At 60.4% G+C, this 18,046-nt stretch carries 14 protein-coding genes; 5 read left to right on the forward strand and 9 right to left on the reverse strand.

Annotated features, from left to right (window positions below):
* Positions 1-250: 250 nt before the first annotated feature.
* From ACA067_RS29975 to ACA067_RS30000, 6 genes are all read right to left on the reverse strand, one after another.
* The gene (locus tag ACA067_RS29975; RefSeq protein WP_497459698.1) at positions 251-1,075 is read right to left on the reverse strand and encodes an ABC transporter permease; all 825 of its coding nucleotides are present in this window, start codon (positions 1,073-1,075) and stop codon (positions 251-253) included.
* A gap of 12 nt (positions 1,076-1,087) precedes the next feature.
* Positions 1,088-2,335 (reverse strand): ABC transporter permease, encoded by a 1,248-nt coding sequence (locus ACA067_RS29980; RefSeq protein ID WP_497459699.1) that lies wholly within the window; start codon positions 2,333-2,335, stop codon positions 1,088-1,090.
* 198 nt (positions 2,336-2,533) lie between these two features.
* Positions 2,534-3,577 carry an ABC transporter substrate-binding protein gene (locus ACA067_RS29985; RefSeq protein WP_497459700.1) on the reverse strand — a complete coding sequence of 348 codons (1,044 nt, stop codon included), beginning with the start codon at positions 3,575-3,577 and terminating at the stop codon, positions 2,534-2,536.
* A 50-nt stretch (positions 3,578-3,627) separates the two neighbouring features.
* Positions 3,628-4,752: an ABC transporter ATP-binding protein gene (locus tag ACA067_RS29990; protein WP_497459701.1), complete on the reverse strand. Its 1,125-nt coding sequence runs from the start codon at positions 4,750-4,752 to the stop codon at positions 3,628-3,630.
* Positions 4,753-5,094: 342 nt separating this feature from the next.
* The gene (locus ACA067_RS29995; protein ID WP_428278099.1) at positions 5,095-5,724 is read right to left on the reverse strand and encodes a response regulator; all 630 of its coding nucleotides are present in this window, start codon (positions 5,722-5,724) and stop codon (positions 5,095-5,097) included.
* 157 nt (positions 5,725-5,881) lie between these two features.
* Positions 5,882-8,278, reverse strand: a complete 2,397-nt coding sequence (locus tag ACA067_RS30000) for a PAS domain-containing sensor histidine kinase (RefSeq protein ID WP_497459702.1) — start codon at positions 8,276-8,278, stop codon at positions 5,882-5,884.
* Positions 8,279-8,350: 72 nt separating this feature from the next.
* On the opposite strand from ACA067_RS30000, the gene ACA067_RS30005 reads away from it, so the two are divergent.
* A complete protein-coding gene (locus ACA067_RS30005; protein ID WP_497459703.1) occupies positions 8,351-9,343 on the forward strand; it encodes an alpha/beta hydrolase family protein in 993 nt (330 codons plus the stop codon).
* Between the two features lie 135 nt (positions 9,344-9,478).
* Here the strand turns inward: ACA067_RS30005 and ACA067_RS30010 are convergent, their stop codons facing one another.
* From ACA067_RS30010 to ACA067_RS30020, 3 genes are read right to left on the reverse strand one after another with little or no spacing between them, the layout of a single operon-like run.
* Positions 9,479-10,246 (reverse strand): DnaJ domain-containing protein, encoded by a 768-nt coding sequence (locus tag ACA067_RS30010; protein ID WP_497459704.1) that lies wholly within the window; start codon positions 10,244-10,246, stop codon positions 9,479-9,481.
* Between the two features lies 1 nt (position 10,247).
* A complete protein-coding gene (gene murU, locus ACA067_RS30015) occupies positions 10,248-10,919 on the reverse strand; it encodes an N-acetylmuramate alpha-1-phosphate uridylyltransferase MurU (protein ID WP_497459705.1) in 672 nt (223 codons plus the stop codon).
* Positions 10,916-11,935: an aminoglycoside phosphotransferase family protein gene (locus tag ACA067_RS30020; protein ID WP_497459706.1), complete on the reverse strand. Its 1,020-nt coding sequence runs from the start codon at positions 11,933-11,935 to the stop codon at positions 10,916-10,918. The genes murU and ACA067_RS30020 overlap by 4 nt, the downstream gene beginning before the upstream one ends.
* A 130-nt stretch (positions 11,936-12,065) precedes the next feature.
* Here ACA067_RS30020 and ACA067_RS30025 point away from each other — a divergent pair, with 130 nt between their 5' ends.
* From ACA067_RS30025 to rsmA, 4 genes are read left to right on the forward strand one after another with little or no spacing between them, the layout of a single operon-like run.
* On the forward strand, positions 12,066-14,864 hold the full coding sequence (locus ACA067_RS30025; RefSeq protein WP_497459707.1) for an LPS-assembly protein LptD: 2,799 nt from the start codon (positions 12,066-12,068) through the stop codon (positions 14,862-14,864).
* On the forward strand, positions 14,839-16,161 hold the full coding sequence (gene surA / locus ACA067_RS30030) for a peptidylprolyl isomerase SurA (protein ID WP_497459708.1): 1,323 nt from the start codon (positions 14,839-14,841) through the stop codon (positions 16,159-16,161). The genes ACA067_RS30025 and surA overlap by 26 nt, the downstream gene beginning before the upstream one ends.
* Complete coding sequence (gene pdxA / locus ACA067_RS30035) at positions 16,158-17,147, forward strand: 4-hydroxythreonine-4-phosphate dehydrogenase PdxA (protein ID WP_497459709.1); 990 nt, start codon at positions 16,158-16,160, stop codon at positions 17,145-17,147. The genes surA and pdxA overlap by 4 nt, the downstream gene beginning before the upstream one ends.
* A complete protein-coding gene (rsmA, locus tag ACA067_RS30040; protein WP_497459710.1) occupies positions 17,144-17,962 on the forward strand; it encodes a 16S rRNA (adenine(1518)-N(6)/adenine(1519)-N(6))-dimethyltransferase RsmA in 819 nt (272 codons plus the stop codon). Before pdxA ends, rsmA begins: the two co-directional genes overlap by 4 nt.
* The last annotated feature ends 84 nt before the right edge of the window (positions 17,963-18,046 follow it).

The following is an 18,046-nucleotide window of genomic DNA, read 5'->3' on the forward strand; positions in this document are numbered from 1 at the left end:
CCTTTACTGAGCAAAATCACGATGGCGCGCATTGTATACCGCATGCTTTGACGCGCGCGACGGGACCGCGATGATCAGTACGCCGCTCGGTAGATCTTCTCGATATCGACGGTGCTCGATTTGCGCATTATCCCCGTAAGAGCCGGCTTGCTGGCGAATGGCACAACGCGGTTCGCCTGACACACCGTGTTATGCCATTCGCCGGCAAGCCGGCTCCTACAGGGATCGGCGTCAAATATAACGACCGGTGTCAGACCTGGGCGGTGCGCAGTTTTTCGCTGCGGCCACGCAGCCATTCCAAAGTCAGCAGCAGGATCACCGAGAAGGCAATCAGCAGCGTCGCTGCGGCAGCAATGGTCGGACTGAGGTTTTCGCGGATACCACTGAACATCTGCCGTGGCAGGGTTGCCTGTTCGGGGCCGGCGAGGAACAGCGTCACCACCACTTCATCGAACGAGGTGGCGAAGGCGAACAAGGCCCCCGAGATCACGCCCGGCGCAATCAACGGCAAGGTCACCCGCCGAAACGCCGTCAGCGGCGAAGCCCCCAGGCTTGCAGCGGCCCGCACCAGGTTTTGATTAAACCCCTGCAAGGTCGCCGACACCGTAATGATCACGAACGGCACACCCAACACCGCATGCACCACGATCAGCGAGAAGAAGCTGTTGCCCAGCCCCAGCGGCGCAAAGAACAAATAGCTGGCGACACCGATGATCACCACCGGCACCACCATCGGCGAAATCACCAGCGCCATCACCAGCGGCTTGCCCGGGAAGTCGCCACGGGTCAGGCCAATCGCCGCCAGCGTACCGAAGATCATCGCCAGCACCGTTGCCGCCGGGGCGACGATGATGCTGTTCCTCAGCGCCCGCATCCATTCCGCCGACGCGAAAAAGTCGTGGTACCACTGCAGCGAGAAGCCTTGCAGCGGGTACACCAGGAAACTTCCTGAGTTGAACGACAGCGGAATGATCACCAGCACCGGCAGGATCAGGAACAACAGGATCAAGCCGCAGAGAATCCGCAAGCTGTAGAACCACACCCGCTCGATGGGCGACATATAAGGACTCAGCATTTCGTTCTCCCCTTAACTCAGGCGCAGGCGACTGGCGCCCACCAGCCAGTTGTAAATCAGATACAGCACCACGGTCGCCAACAGCAGCAGCCCACCCAGCGCGGTCGCCATGCCCCAGTTGATGCTGGTGTTGGTGTAGAAGGCGACGAAGTAACTGACCATCTGATCGTTCGGGCTGCCCAGCAAGGCCGGGGTGATGTAGTAACCGATGGCGAGGATGAACACCAACAGGCAACCGGCGCCGACACCGGCATAGGTCTGCGGGAAGTACACCCGCCAGAAGCTGGCGAACGGGTGGCAGCCGAGGGAAATCGCCGCTCGCATGTAAGTCGGCGAGATGCCTTTCATCACGCTGTAGATCGGCAGGATCATGAACGGCAGCAGGATGTGCACCATCGAGATGTAGACCCCGGTACGGTTGAACACCAGCTCCAGCGGTTTATCGATGATACCCATCGCCATCAGGCCGCTGTTGATCAGGCCGCCCGATTGCAGCAGCACGATCCACGCGGCGACCCGTACCAGAATCGAGGTCCAGAACGGCAGCAGAACGAGAATCATCAGCAGGTTGCTTTGCCGCGACGGCAGGTTCGCCAGCAGATAGGCCAATGGATACGCCAGCACCAGGCAGATCACGGTGATGATCAGGCCCATCCAGAAGGTCCGGGCGAAGATATCGAGATAGATGGCCTGATCGGGCGTGGCGGGGGCGATTTCGCCGAGGTCGTCGATCCGGTGGTCCACCGCCGCCAGCAGGTAGTACGGCGTAATGCTGCTGGTGTTGCGGCGAACGGCTTGCCAGTAGGCCGGGTCACCCCAGCGCTCGTCGAGACCTTCCAGCGCTTCTTTATAAGAGGCCGGTTCGGTGGCGAACGGCAAGGCGCGGGCGGTTTTGGTCAGCAGGCTGCGATAGCCGGCCAACTCCATGTTCAAGCGCTTGGACAGGTCGCCCAAGGTCTGATTCTTGCGGGCTTCGGCCAGGTCTTCACTGGCCGCCTTGTAAACCGGTTCAGCGGGCAGGCCGCGGCCGTCCCAGCTGGCGATGGCCGCCACGGTGCGTGGCATGCCGCCGACCACTTCCGGGTTACCGACGCTTTTGTAGAGCAGCGCCACGATCGGCACCAGGAACACCAGCAGCAGAAACAGCACCAGCGGCGCGATCAAGGCCTGGGCCTTCCAGCGGTTGATCCGCTCGGCATGCTTGAGCCGCTGCTTCAAGGTGGGGTCTGTGCCCGCGTTCAGGGGAATGGCGGTGGCCATGGCGTACTCCGGAAATCTTTGATCGTTGCAGAGGCGGCAAACGCCGCCTCGAACTTTGGGTGCTGATCGTTCCCACGCTCTGCGTGGGAACGCATCCAGTGACGCTCTGCGTCACAGGGACGCGGAGCTTCCCGGGCGGCATTCCCACGCAGAGCGTGGGAACGATCATCCGGTGAACCGTCGTCCCGTGTGACTTGCTTACTTCGCAGCCCAGGAATTGAAGCGCTGCTCCAGTTGCTCGCCGTTGTCAGCCCAGAAGCTGACGTCGATCTGCACCTGGTTGGCGATGTTTTCCGGGGTGGTCGGCATGTCCTTCAGGATATCCTTGGCCAACAGCGGTACGGCTTGAACGTTGGCCGGGCCGTACGCGATGTTTTCCGAATAGGTCTTCTGCTGTTGCGGCTGCACCGAGAACGCGATGAATTTCTTCGCCGCTTCAGCACGTGCCTTGTCCAGACCTTTTGGAATCGCCCATGCGTCGAAGTCGTAGATACCGCCGTTCCACACCACTTTCAGGTTGCTTTCTTTCTGCACGGCAGCGATCCGGCCGTTGTAGGCCGAGCTCATGACCACGTCACCGGAAGCGAGGTATTGCGGCGGTTGTGCGCCGGCTTCCCACCACTGAATGCTTGGCTTGAGCTCATCAAGCTTCTTGAACGCGCGATCCTGACCATCCTTGCCAGCCAGCACTTTGTAGACGTCTTTCGGCGCAACGCCGTCGGCCATCAGTGCGAATTCCAGGGTGTACTTGGCGCCTTTACGCAGGCCGCGTTTACCCGGGAATTTCTTTGTGTCCCAGAAATCCACCCAACTGGTGGGTGCGGTTTTCAGCTTGTCGGCGTTGTAGGCCAGCACGGTCGACCACACGAAGAAGCCCACGCCGCACGGCTGGATAGCGCCTTTGACGTAGTCTTCATTCTTGCCGAACAGCGCGGGGTCGAGTTGCTCGAACATGTCTTCGTCGCAACCACGGGACAGTTCCGGCGATTCAACTTCCACCAGGTCCCAGGACACGCTCTTGGTGTCGACCATGGCCTTGACCTTGGCCATCTCGCCGTTGTACTCGCCTGCCACGATCTTGCCGTTGCCTGCCGCTTCCCACGGCGCATAGAAGGCTTTGACCTGCGCCGCCTTGTTCGCCCCGCCAAAGGACACCACGGTCAGGTCCGGGCCCGCCGCCATCGCGTGTGCCGCACCGATCATGCCCATGACCAAAGCGGTGAATTTCAGGGATCTCAACATTTATTGTTCTCTCCACGTGCAGGGTTGGTGTTGTTGAAGCAGGGGGGCGATCAATGCGCCTCTAGAAGCGGGTCGAGCGCGCGAACGTGCTCGACCTGCCAGCCAAGCGGTACCACGTCGCCAACCGCCAGCTCGGGATCGAGCTCGGCAATCGGTTGTTTCACGAAGAAGTCGGTCTTGCCGCAGACTTCCAGGCGAACCCGGACGTGGTCGCCCAGATAGATGAATTCCGCCACCCTCCCCGAGAAGCGGTTGACGCAGGATTCGCTCGAACCATTGAGGCTCACGCGTTCCGGGCGAATCGACAGCGTGACGGGTTCGCCGGTCTTGCCGACATTGACCGCCAGGGCTTCTACCTTTTCACCGCGGCCGAGCTCGACGACGCAGCGGTCGCCGGTGTGGCTGTGCAAGCGGCCATTAAGACGGTTGTTCTCGCCGATGAAGTTGGCGACGAAGGTGTTTTTCGGTTCTTCATAGAGGGAGCGCGGCGCGGCGATCTGTTGGATTTCGCCCTGGTGGAACACCGCCACACGGTCGGACATGGTCAGGGCTTCGCCCTGGTCGTGGGTCACGTAGACCACCGTTACGCCCAGACGCTGGTGCAGATGCTTGATCTCCATCTGCATGTGTTCGCGCAGTTGTTTGTCCAGCGCGCCGAGGGGTTCGTCCATCAGCACCAGTTGCGGTTCGAACACCAAGGCACGGGCCAGGGCCACACGTTGTTGCTGACCACCGGACAACTGCGCCGGATAACGCTGGGCGAACGCATCGAGCTGGACCATGCTCAGGACTTTTTTGACCTTGTCGCTGACATCGTTCTTGTTCAAACCGCGCACGGTCAACGGGAACGCCAGGTTCTCGGCCACCGTCATGTGCGGGAACAACGCGTAGTTCTGGAACACCATGCCGATGTCGCGCTTGTGCGGCGGCACGTTGTTGATGGAACGCCCGGCCAGCAGGATTTCGCCGGCGGTCGGGGTCTCAAAACCGGCGAGCATCATCAGGCTGGTGGTCTTGCCGGAGCCGGACGGCCCGAGCAAGGTGAGGAATTCGCCTTTGCGAATGTCCAGGTTGAGGTCTTTGACGATCAGGTTCTCGCCGTCGTAGCTCTTTTGCACTCCACGAAAGCTGACCAGAATGTCGCTGGCCCCTGCGCTTGAATCGACCTGGCTCATACCCACACCTTTGTTGTTGATGACTGCTGAGGACTAAGCCTAGTGGACGCTGGTGACCACGCAAATCGGGGCGCAGGAGAGAATGGCCTCAGCCGGATGGAAGGTTGGGGGTAGGGATTGCCCTACAAGGATGGCGGGGATGGGTAGGGGCAGCGGCAAGTTTCAAGCTGCAAGCCGCAAGAACGGGCAAAAGCGGCTGTGCAGGATGTCGTAAATGGGCATGCGACCACTATTCATGTGGGAGCGAGCTTGCTCGCGATTGCGGTCTGACATTCAACTTTTATGTCGACTGATGGTCCGCTATCGCGAGCAAGCTCGCTCCCACATGGGACAGCGGTGTTCTTAGAGGAGCTTGTGCTCCATGGCGTACTTCACCAGTTCCGCCAGGGAGGTGATGTTGAGCTTCTGCATCAGCCGCGCCTTGTGGGTGCTGATGGTCTTGCTGCTCAAGGCCAGTTGCTGGGCAATGTCGTTGACGTTGGCGCCCTGAGCCAGGCGTTCGAACACTGAGAATTCGCGCTCGGACAGTAACGAGTGCAACGGCCGCGAGTCGGTAAGCCCGACTTCGAAGACCATGCGATCGGCCAGGTCCGGATCAATATAACGCCCGCCCGCCGCGACTTTGCGGATCGCGGTCAGGAGCAGCGCCGGATCGCTGTCCTTGGTTGCGTAACCGGCGGCGCCGACCTTCAACGCACGGGCGGCCATTTGTGCTTCGTCGTGCATCGACAACACCAGAATCGCCGGTGGATTGTTCATTGCGCGAATCCGCGGAATGGCTTCCAGGCCATTGACCCCAGGCATGGAGATATCCAGCAACACCACTTCGCAGGGAACATGACGCAAGGTTTCGAGCAACTGCTCGCCATTGCTCGCCTCCCCTACCACCAGAAGGTCCTTGGCCAGGCCTATCAATTGCTTGATGCCTTCGCGGACGATGGTGTGGTCTTCGGCTACCAGTACACGGATCACAGACTTCTCCAGATTCAAGATCTATCGCGGGCAAGCCCGCTCCCACAGTGGACTTCGGTGTTCCAGAGATTTGTGCACTGACCCAATTCCCTGTAGGAGCGACGGTGCGACGATTCGACCTGCTCGCGAAGACGTCAGCACAGGCACCACTTTACCTTCAGGCTTCACCCACCGGCACTCGCACACTCAAGGTCGTGCCTTCCCCCGGTTCACTTTCAAGCGACAACTGCCCACCCATGATCAACACCCGCTCGCGCATGCCGACTACACCAAAGGATGTCGACCTACCGGTGGCGGGGACGAATCCTACGCCATCATCACTGACCGTCAGGCACAACTCGTCGCCTTCCAGCGTCAATGTCAGTTCAACAGTATGCGCCCGGGCATGGCGCATGACATTGGTCAGCGCTTCCTGAAGGATCCGGAACAAGCCAATCGCCTTGGCATCACTGAGCACTGGCAGGTTGTCCGGCACCTGCACCAGACACGGAATCTGTGTACGCGCCTCGAAGCGGCGGGCCTGCCATTCGATGGCCGATGCAATCCCGGCATCGAGAATCGGTGGGCGCAACGCCGTCGCCACATCGCGCACCAGTTGGAACAACTGAGCGATCAAGCGCTTCATGCTGTTCAAGCGTTCGTTCAGACCGGGGTCGAGCTGGGCGTAGGCCAGTTCGCACATGGACGTTTCCAGCTTCAACACGGTCAACATCTGACCCAACTCATCATGAACTTCCCGGGCGATGCGGGCCTTTTCCTCCTCCCGTACACTCTCCAGGTGAGCGGACAACTCACGCAATTGCCCCCGGGAGCTGGCCAGTTCCAGCTCGATGCGTTTGCTCTCGCTGATGTCCCAGACAATGCCGTCCCAGACATAGGCACCGTCTTCGAGCCGGCGGGTAATGGCCTTGATCTCCGCCCAGCGTTGCTCGCCCGAACGGGTGAGAATCCGTCCTTGCCACGACCAGTCGCTGTCGGTGTCCAGCGCATGGTCCTGAGTCTGGTGATAGCTGGCCTTGTCGTCCGGATGCACCAGGCTGCGCAAGCCTTTGTCACGGTGGGCCAGAGTGGCTGGCGAGTAACCCACCAGGCTCTCGCTGCCTTCGCTGATGTAGGCAAAGTCGATCTGTCCGGTCACCGGCGCACGTTCCAGGCGAAAGACCAATCCCGGAACATTGGCGGCGATCCCTTGCAGCCTCGCTTCGCTTTCCTGCAAGGCGGCCAGGGCACGGCGGCGTTCGGTGACATCGTTGAGGTACACCACCAGATATTCGCCGTCACGAAAACGCAGGAAGCTCAACGAAACATCCGCCGGCAGAATACTGCCATCGGAGCGCACACAGTTGGTTTCGAAACTTTGCGGGCCTTCCTCGCTGGCCCGGGCGCGTTTCCACAGGTTCAGCCAACGGTCCATGTGCAGGCCCGGCTCAAAGTCGATCAACGGTCTGTCGATAATCCCGCCTGCCGGATAGCCCAACATGGTTTCGGCCGCGCGGTTGGCGTAGCGCACATGGCTGTCCCAGTTGACCCAGAGAATGCCGACGGTGCTCTGGTCGATGGAAAACTGAGTGAGGCGCAAGGCTTCTTCGCTGGCGGCACGCAGGGCAATGTCTTCCCGCGCCGCCAATAACCGTTGCTCCAGGCTGCGCTGCTGCCGACGTTGCCAGTACACGATGGCCATGCTGCTCAGCATCAACACTGTCAACAATAGAGAAAGGTTTTGCCAGAAACCCGGTGATTCGGTCAGCCGCGGGTATTTGGGTTGCAGCCATTGACTGTGCAACTGCTCCAGGTCCTTGGCCGGGATCGCCCGCAATGCGCTTTCGACGATACCGGCCAGCTCCGGCCAGTCCCGGCGCGTGGCCACCCGCAGCAGTTGCGGCAGGCCAATGTCACCGACCACGACCAGTGCGGCGAACTCCGGCTCGGCGGACAGGCGCCCCAGCTGCGCTTCATCGACCACGGCGTAACTGGCTTGCTGACTCAATAACAGTTGCAGTGCCTGGCGCTCGATCGGTACGCCCTGAAGGTTCAAATGCGGGTAATTGCCGCGCAGGTAATCGGCCGTGGCGCTGGGCATGCGCACGGCGACGCGGGTCTGACTGTCGAGTTTTTCCAGCTCCACTATGCCGGTGCTTTTCTGGTCACTGACCACCAGTTGCGGTACCCGCATGTACGGATCGGAAAACTGCCAGAGACGCAGACCGCCAGGGGTTTGACTCAGCCCTGGAGCGATATCGATTGCACCTTCACGCGCAGCGGCTTCCAGCTGCGCAAGGTCGGAAAAGTGACGCCAGCTCAGTTCGACCTTGAGTGACTTGGCCAGCCACTGCATCAGCTCGACGTTAGCGCCCGACAATCGCTGCAAACGGCGATCGTATTGGGCGTAAGGCACTTGCAGCAACAGTCCGACGCGCAACTCACGATGCTGGGCCAGCCATTGCTGCTGGTCCGTGGACAACGGCGTGACGTGCGCCGGAGGCACGGACGCCGCCCAGCTCATCGAGGGGAACCACAAACAGCCGATAACCCAAAGGCAGCGAAAACGTATCATTGAAGTCTCACACACTGACAAATACTGACCAACCCATTAGGCTGCGGAATTACTTCTGGCCTGGACTATCCGATGCTCCCTGTCTACCGCCTGGCAATGCCAGCATTGTGCCTGTCGCTGATCCTGCCTTGCGCCTTTTCCGTCGAGGCGGCCGACCCGGCTTCCAGCGCCGCGGGGAAAACCGCAGAAAAACCGCTTGAGCGCCCGCCGTTGCCAGAGCGAAGCCAGGAAGACGCGACCGCCCTTGAGCGACAGGTCCCGGTCCAGGAACAGCAACAACTGCAAGCCGGTGCCGATACCTTTCTGGCCCTGTGGAAACCGGCCAATACCGCCAGCCCCAAAGGCGCGGTGATTATCATCCCGGGCGCTGGCGAAACCGTTGACTGGCCGCAAGCGATCGCTCCATTGCGGCGCACATTGCCGGATGCCGAGTGGAGCAGCCTGAGTATCACCTTGCCGGACCCGCAAAGCGATGCCATTGCGCCACGTATCGCTGAAATGCCGCCAACGCTCAAAGCGCCCGAAACCGGCAGCAAGGATGCCACCACTGCCGCGCCCATCGAGCAAGCGGTCGGCAGCGAAGCGGAGATGGCGGACAAGGCGATCGTCGAAACCACCGAGGAACGGGCCGGGGCTGACGCCGAACGAATCTTCGCCCGCATCGACGCGGCCATTGCCTACGCCGAACAGCAAAGCGCCCGCAGCATCGTTGTATTGGGTCATGGCACCGGTGCTTACTGGGCCGCGCGTTATCTGAGCGAAAAACAGCCCCCGCAGGTCGAAAAACTGGTGATGGTCGCCGCCCAGACGCCGGTTAGCGCGAAACCCGGACTGGCTGAACTCGCACCCACATTGAAACTGCCTACTGCAGACATTTTCTATAGGGATAAGCCGGTGGATCGCAATGCGGCGCTGGAGCGTTTGCAGGCAAGCAAACGCTTGAAGGCTTCGGGTTTCAGCCAGGTATCGCTCAAGGCCTTGCCGGGTAACAGCAAGGCTGAGCAAGAGCAATTGGTTCGTCGGGTTCGGGGATGGTTGAATCCTCAGCCTGAGGAAAATCGATAGACCGAGTCGCCCTCATCGCGGGCAAGCCACGCTCCCACAGGATTCAGGTTGCCGCATGATATGGGCACGACTAAAACCTGTGGGAGCGTGGCTTGCCCGCGATGGCGGCATCAGAGACAACACAACTCTGTTGCCCTACCGAAAATCCCGCCGCTCACGAATCAACGTGTAGGCAGTATGCAGTTCACGAGTCTTGTCGGTCGCCTCACGCACCTGCAACGCCGTCGCCCCACTGCCGGCGATCTTGTCCGGGTGATGGCGACTGAGCAAGCGTCGATAAGCGCGCTTGATCTGCGCCGGCTCGCTGGTGGCGGACACGCCCAATAGCCGCAAAGCCTCCTGGTAAGTCACGGTGCCGCTGACCAACGGACGTTTCTGCGGTTCATAGTCGGTCGCCAGCGCTTGCACCTGTTGCCGCGTCCAGCCCAACCATTTACCCCACTGGGCTAGCAGCTCAAGCTCACCGACACCGGCGTGTCCATCGGCCCAGATCATCCGCCAACAGGCGCGCAAGACGCCTTCCGCTGCATGGGGTTGAGCACTTAGACGGCGCATATAACCACGCAACCGGTCATGCCCCGATTTGCCGCGATTAAACGCCGCAATCGCACGGCGCTGAGCCGACTCGGTCATTGCCAGCGAGCGCATCTCCTGGCGCGCCTGATGGATGTGTCCATCCACCACCCGCCCATCGCACTTGGCCAGGCGCCCCAACAACACGAACAGCAGTTCATCGTTGCGCAGCGTCGGCCGGCCGCCGAGCTTTTCCCGCACATCCGCCCAGCTCTGCAGTTGCAGTCGCCGATCCAACGCCTGTCCCAACAAGCCGCCAAGCATGGCCCCCGGAATACTGGCGATGGCAAAGCCCGCTCCGGCTCCGATCAGAGTCCCTGGCCACAGCATGTCAGCGTCTCGCTTCTATCAGAGTGTCCACTTCGGCCAGACGCTCGTGTGTGCCTACATCTACCCAGATCCCGTTCAGGTGCTCGCCGGTCACTTGCCCGTCTGCCATGGCGGTACGCAGCAGCGGCGCAAGCTTGAAGGCCCCTGCCGAGCAACCCTCGAACAGCTGCGGGTGCAGCACTGCGATGCCGCTGTAGGTCAAGTTGGCGGTGTCCGCCTGACCATCGTGCACCTGCCCGTCGACCAGGTTGAAATCCCCGGCCGGGTGATGAGCCGGATTGTCCGCCAGCACCAGATGCGCCAACCTGGCGATAGGCTGATGCAACACGCTGAAGTCGTAATCGGTCCAGATGTCACCGTTGACCACCAAAAAGGCCTCAGCCCCCAGCAGCGGTAATGCGCGCAAGATCCCGCCGCCGGTTTCCAGCGGTTCACCTTCCGGCGAGTATTGGATGCTCACGCCATACTGCGAGCCGTCGCCCAGATAGTCTTCGATCTGCTGGCCGAGCCAGGCGTGATTGATCACGATCTCGGTAAAACCGGCGGCGGCCAGCGCGCGCAGGTGATACTCGATCAGCGGCACCCCGCCGGCGCGAACCAGCGGTTTCGGCGTGGTCAGGGTCAACGGGCGCATGCGCTCGCCTTTGCCTGCCGCCAGAATCATCGCCTTCATGCATTCGCTCCAGCGCGCAGGCTGGCCAGCAATACATCCAGCTCAGCCAGTTCGGGACGGCGGGCAACCACGGCCTCTATGTACGCAAAGAAGCGCGGCACATCACCCAAGTAACGCGGCTTGCCGTCGCGGTGGCAGATCCGGGCGAAGATGCCGATCACTTTCAAGTGACGCTGCACGCCCATCAGGTCGCTGGCGCGCAGAAAATCCTCGAAGTCGGGCTGAACCGGGATCCCGAGATCGCCCGCCTGCTGCCAGTAATCTTCCAGCCAGCCGCGTACACGCTCCTCGGGCCAGCTGAGGAACGCATCCTTGAACAGACAGGTCACGTCGTAAGTCACCGGACCATAGACTGCATCCTGGAAATCCAGCACACCCGGATTCGGCTCGCTGAGCATCAGGTTGCGCGGCATGTAATCGCGATGCACCAGGACCTTGGGCTGGGCCAGGGCGCTATCGATCAGCAACTCGCTGACCTGCTGCCAGAGCATTTGCTGAGCCGGGTCGAACTCGATGCCCAGCTCGCACTTCACGTACCATTCGGGAAACAATTCCAGCTCGCGTCGCAACAAGACCACGTCATAACTTGGCAGCGGTGCGACCATCGGCAACTGCTGAAAAGCCAGCAGCGCTTGCACGGCATCCTTGAACAAGTCGTCGGCATTTTCGCTGTCAATCACGTCCAGATAAGTCTTGTTGCCCAAGTCATTGAGCAACAGAAACCCCTGTTCGAGGTCTTCGGCATAGATTTTCGGCACGTTTATTCCGGATTTCGCCAGCAGAAAAGCAATATCCACGAAGGGTTTGCAGTTTTCCTTAGGGGGGGGAGCGTCCATCACAACAAAGCTTCTGCCCTCGCCTTCCCAGCGAAAGTAGCGCCGAAAACTCGCGTCGCTACTGGCTGCGGTCAACGTGGCCGGGGGCACGGGTCCCCAGCCTTGTTCTGCAAAGAGGATCGGCAACTGCTCATCGAGCCAAACTTTCAGGTGTTGCAAACGTACATCTTGGTCAGGCATTGCAAGGGTCTCCGACGGCGCTAGCCGTCAAGCGGGTCATGCTTTATTATCCAGCATCTTTTTCAGACCATCGAGAGGCGTGCGGCCCACACCGCGGGCAGATGGCACGCAGGAAGCCCGGACTAATAAGATGGCATTGAAATCCCCCGCGTTTCGTAAAAAATTTCCGTTGTTGGTGACCGGCAGTCTGCTGGCCCTGCAACCATTCGCCACTTCGTTCGTGGTCGCCGCGGAACAGTATGACTGCTCAGTCTCTGCTTCGGGTGCCTGGAATTGTGCACCAAAATCTCCAGCAGCTGCCTTGCCACCGCGCCCTGCCCATGAGGGCAGCTCTGTCAGCACGGGCGGCGAGACGCCGGCTGACGGCAGTGTCAGTCAGGACACCGGTGCCAAGCCAGTACTGGTGACCGAAGCCAAGGGCCGCGGCCTGAAGTCGCGTAGCGAAGACTACAGCCACCTCGACTGGGTTCCGCGCGAGAACCTCACGCCAGCGCAATTGGCTGAAACCGGTCCTTACTGCGCGGGTTCCTATGTCGAACCGATTCGTCCTGGCATGACTGACAAGACGAATAAAAGTGACGCACCAACCTTTATCGGCGCCAAAGCCTCTCGCTATAAGCAGGAAGAGCAGGTCGCTACCCTGGCCGGTGACGTGGTCATGCGTCAGGGCAGCATGCAGGTTGAAGCCGACGAAGCAAATCTCTACCAGGCCGAGAGCCGTGGCGAACTGAGCGGTAACGTGCGCGTTCGCGACAACGGCGCACTGATCGTCGGCGACCACGCCGATGTACAGCTCGACACCGGTGAAGCCAAGGTCGACAACGCCGAATACGTGATGCACAAATCGCGCATTCGCGGCAGCGCGCTGTACGCCAGACGCGCCGAGAACGCGATCATCCGCCTCAAGGATGGTACGTACACCACCTGCGAACCGAACAGCAACGCCTGGCAGCTCAAGGGCAACAACATCACCCTGAACCCGGCCACTGGCTTCGGCACCGCGACCAACGTGACACTGCGGGTCAAGGACATTCCGGTCCTGTACACGCCATATATCTATTTCCCGATCGATGACCGTCGCCAGTCGGGCTTCCTGCCGCCGACCATCGGTACCGGTACCGACACCGGCTTCCTGCTGGTCACCCCGTACTACTTCAACCTGGCACCGAACTACGATGCCACGTTGTACCCGCGCTACATGAGCAAGCGCGGCCTGTTGATGGAAGGCGAGTTCCGTTACCTGACCAAGTCCAGCGAAGGTCAGTTCGGCGCCGCTTACCTCAACGACGACGATACAGAGCGCAGCCAGCAGACCGACTACGAAAAAACCCGCTACATGTACAACTGGCAGCACAAGGGTGGCCTCGACTCCCGCGTCTTCTCCCAGGTCGACTACACCAAGATCAGCGATCCGTATTACTTCCAGGATCTGCAAACTGACCAGATTGGCGTGAAGAGCTCTGATTATGTGAACCAGCAGGGTTCCGTCAGCTATCGCGGCGACAGTTACACCGCTCGCGTGAACGCCCAGGCTTATCAGCTGGCAACCGTATCGAACATCACGCCATATGATCGTTTGCCGCAGATCACCTTTGATGGTGCACTGCCCTACCATCCGGGCGGCCTGGACTTCTCGTATAACACCGAGCTCGTCAGGTTTGACCGGGATCTGAAAACCGGCAGCTTCTCGGACGAAGACGGCAATTTAAGCCCGCGCCTGGACACTAACGTCCAAGGCCTGGCTCGCGCCACTGGCGACCGTCTCAACCTGGCGCCAGCCGTGAGCCTGCCGCTGGACTGGACGTATGGTTTCGTGAAACCAACGCTCAAGTACCAGTACACGCAATACCAGCTGGACCTGGACGGTACAGGTAAATCCCAGATTGCCGCGCAGAACGCAGAACAGAACAGACTCAACGGTACCTTCGACAGCAACCAGAACCGTGGCGTGCCGATTGCAAGCATCGACAGCGGCCTGTACTTCGACCGCAACACCCAATGGTTCGGCAAAAACTACCGCCAGACCCTTGAGCCGCGCCTGTTTTACCTCTACGTTCCGGAAACGGACCAGGAAGACATTCCAGTCTTCGACACCAGCGAGTACACCTTCAATTACGCGTCGCTGTTCCGCGACAACCGTTTCTCTGGCAGCGACCGTGTCGGCGACGAGAACAAACTGTCCCTGGGCATCACCAACCGCTGGATCGAAGAAAACGGCTTCGAGCGTCAACGCATCAGCGTCGGCCAGGCCGTCTACTTCAAGGATCGCAAGGTTCAGTTGCCAGGCATCGATGCCAGGACCCGCAAGGATTCACAGGCGGACGTTTCGCCTTACGCCCTGGAATACGAATACCGCTGGAACCGCGATTGGCGCACCACCGCCGATTACAACTGGGACCCGGACAGCCGCAGCCCTCGCTCGGGCAGCGCAATGTTCCACTACCAGCCTGAAGACAACCCGAACAAGGTCATCAACGCCGGTTATCGCTATCGCAATGACCAGGTTCGTTACGATCAGACGACCGGCCAATGGTCGGTGGGCGGTGGTGACTACGGTACTCCGGGCACCCCGGGTTACGTGAAGGACTACTACAAGATCCAGCAGCACGACTTCTCGGTCATGTGGCCGATCGTGCCGCAATGGAACCTGATCAGCCGCTGGCAGTATGACTACAACCGCAACCGTACCCTGGAAGCCTTCGGTGGCTTCGAGTACGACAATTGCTGCTGGAAGCTGCGCCTGATCAACCGTTACTGGGTCGACTATGACGAAACCAGTCAAGACGCTCCGCAAAACGAAAAAGGCGACCATGGCGTCTTCCTCCAAATCGTTCTGAAGGGACTCGGCGGCCTCACCGGCTCTAAAGTAGAGAGCTTCCTCGACAAAGGCATCCAAGGTTATCGTGAACGTGAAGACCAAGCTTTCTGATTGTCTGCGCCCGCTAATGCTGGGCGCGCTGTTCCTGGGTACCGCGGCTAACGCCTCGGTACAGTCCATCGATAAAGTGGTGGCCATCGTCGACAACGACGTGGTCATGCAGAGCCAGCTGGACCAACGGGTCCATGAAGTTCAGCAAACCATCGCCAAGCGCGGTGCTGCGGTACCGCCGGCCAACGTGCTGGATCAGCAGGTGCTCGAGCGTCTGATCGTCGAGAACCTGCAACTGCAGATCGGCGAACGTTCCGGTATCCGCATTACCGATGAAGAACTGAACCAGGCTGTCGGCACCATTGCCCAGCGCAATAACATGTCTGTGGATCAGTTCCGCGCCGCCCTGACTCGCGACGGCCTGTCTTACGACGAAGCCCGTGACCAGATTCGCCGCGAAATGATCATCAGCCGTGTGCGTCAGCGTCGTGTGGCGGAGCGCATCCAGGTGTCCGAACAGGAGGTGAAGAACTTCCTCGCTTCCGATCTCGGCAAGATGCAGTTGTCCGAAGAGTTCCGCTTGGCCAACATCCTGATTCCTACGCCGGAAAGCGCCAACTCCGACGCGATTCAGAATGCAGCCAAACAAGCCGACGCGGTTTACCAGCAGCTCAAGCAAGGCGCTGACTTCGGTCAACTGGCAATCGCCAAATCCGCCAGCGAAACCGCACTGGAAGGCGGGGACATGGGCTGGCGTAAAGCCGCCCAACTGCCACCTCCGTTCGATCGCCTGCTCAGCACCATGGCTGTCGGGGACATTACTCAACCGATGCGTACACCGGGCGGCTTCATCATCCTGAAGATCCTCGACAAGCGTGGCGGTGAGACCCAGGTGCGTGACGAAGTGCATGTGCGTCATATCCTGGTCAAACCCAGCCCGATCCGCGACGAAGAAAAAACCAAGGCCCTGGCTCAGTCGCTCTACACCCGAATCGAAGCGGGTGAAGATTTCGGCGAACTGGCGAAAAACTTTTCGGAAGACCCGGGTTCCGCACTCAACGGTGGCGACCTGAACTGGATCGACCCGAATGCACTGGTTCCCGAGTTCCGCGAAGTGATGGCCAAGACCCCGCAAGGTCAGCTGTCCCCACCGTTCCAGACCCAATATGGCTGGCATGTCCTTGAAGTCCTGGGCCGCCGCGCCACCGACAGCACCAGTCAGGCCCGTGAACAGCAAGCGATGACCGTTTTGCGTAACCGCAAATATGACGAAGAGCTGCAAACCTGGCTGCGTCAGATCCGTGACGAAGCGTACGTAGAGATCAAACTCCCTGGTGCAGACCAGGCAACGCAGTGAAACCCAAACGTTTCGCGCTGACACCCGGCGAACCGGCCGGCATAGGTCCAGACCTGTGCCTGCTGCTCGCGTCGCAGGCCCAGCCTCACCCCCTGATTGCCATTACCAGCCGCGATCTGCTCCTTGAGCGGGCCGCGCAGCTGGGCGTGGTGGTCGATCTGCTGCCGGTTGCGCCGGACAGCTGGCCGGATGTACCTGCGCCGGCCAATAGCCTGTACGTCTGGGATACCCCGCTCAACGCCAGGGTCACTGCCGGACAACTGGACAAGGCCAATGCGGCGTTCGTCCTGGAAACCCTTACTCGCGCTGGCCAGGGCTGCCTGGATGGGCATTTTGCCGGCATGATCACCGCCCCCGTACACAAGGGCGTGATCAACGAATCCGGCATCGCTTTTTCCGGGCACACGGAGTTTCTCGCTGACCTGACCCATACCGCGCAAGTGGTGATGATGCTCGCCACTCGCGGATTGCGTGTAGCACTGGTCACCACTCACCTGCCCCTGCGCGAGATTGCCGACGCAATCACGCCGGAGCGCCTGGAACGGGTCACGCGAATCCTGCATGCCGATCTGCAAGAAAAATTCGGCATCGTCCAGCCACGCATCCTGGTCTGCGGGCTCAACCCCCATGCCGGTGAAGGCGGACACCTGGGCCATGAAGAAATCGACATCATCGAACCCACATTAGAGCGCCTGCGCGGCGAGGGCATGGACCTTCGCGGCCCCCTGCCCGCCGACACTCTGTTTACCCCAAAATATCTGGAGCACTGCGATGCAGTGCTGGCGATGTACCACGACCAGGGCCTGCCCGTGCTGAAATACAAAGGTTTCGGCGCGGCAGTCAACGTGACCCTCGGCTTGCCGATCATCCGCACCTCGGTCGACCACGGCACCGCCCTGGATCTGGCCGGCAGCGGCAAGATCGACACCGGCAGCCTGCAAGTCGCCCTGGAAACCGCCTATCAGATGGCCGAGACCCGTTTATGACCGAGCATTACCAACACCGGGCGCGCAAGCGTTTCGGCCAGAACTTCCTGCATGATGCTGGCGTTATCGACCGCATCCTGCGCTCCATCCACGCCAAACCCGAAGACCGCCTGCTGGAAATCGGTCCGGGCCAGGGTGCGCTGACTCAAGGCCTGCTCAGTAGTGGTGCCCAGCTCGACGTGGTGGAACTGGATAAGGATCTGATCCCGATCCTTAACCAGCAATTTGCCAGCAAGAGCAACTTCAACCTGCACCAGGGCGACGCACTGAAGTTTGACTTCAACAGCCTTGGCGCCGCACCGAACAGCCTGCGAGTCGTCGGCAACCTGCCGTACAACATCTCTACGCCGCTGATTTTTCACCTGCTGCACAACGCCAGCCTGATCCGCGACATGCACTTCATGCTGCAAAAGGAAGTGGTCGAGCGCATGGCCGCAGGTCCTGGTGGTGGTGATTGGGGCCGGCTGTCGATCATGGTTCAGTACCACTGCCGGGTCGAGCATCTGTTCAACGTGGGCCCGGGGGCGTTCAATCCGCCACCGAAAGTCGACTCGGCCATCGTGCGCCTGGTGCCTCACGCGGTGCTGCCGCACCCGGCCAAGGATCACAAGCTGTTGGAACGCGTCGTGCGTGAAGCCTTCAATCAACGACGCAAGACCCTGCGCAACACCCTCAAGCTGCTGCTGAGCAATGCCGAGATCGAAGCCGCCGGTGTCGATGGCAGCCTGCGCCCAGAGCAGCTCGACCTGGCCGCCTTCGTGCGCCTGGCCGACAAGCTGAGCGAGCAAGTCCTGCACACGCCCAGCGCCGACTGACGGGCGATAAGCGTTATCGGGTAGGACACCAGCCTTCATGTCTGGTTTACTACCCGATACTTGGCCTAGACTGAGTTCCATCAG

Source organism: Pseudomonas sp. LBUM1674 (genome assembly GCF_059695635.1).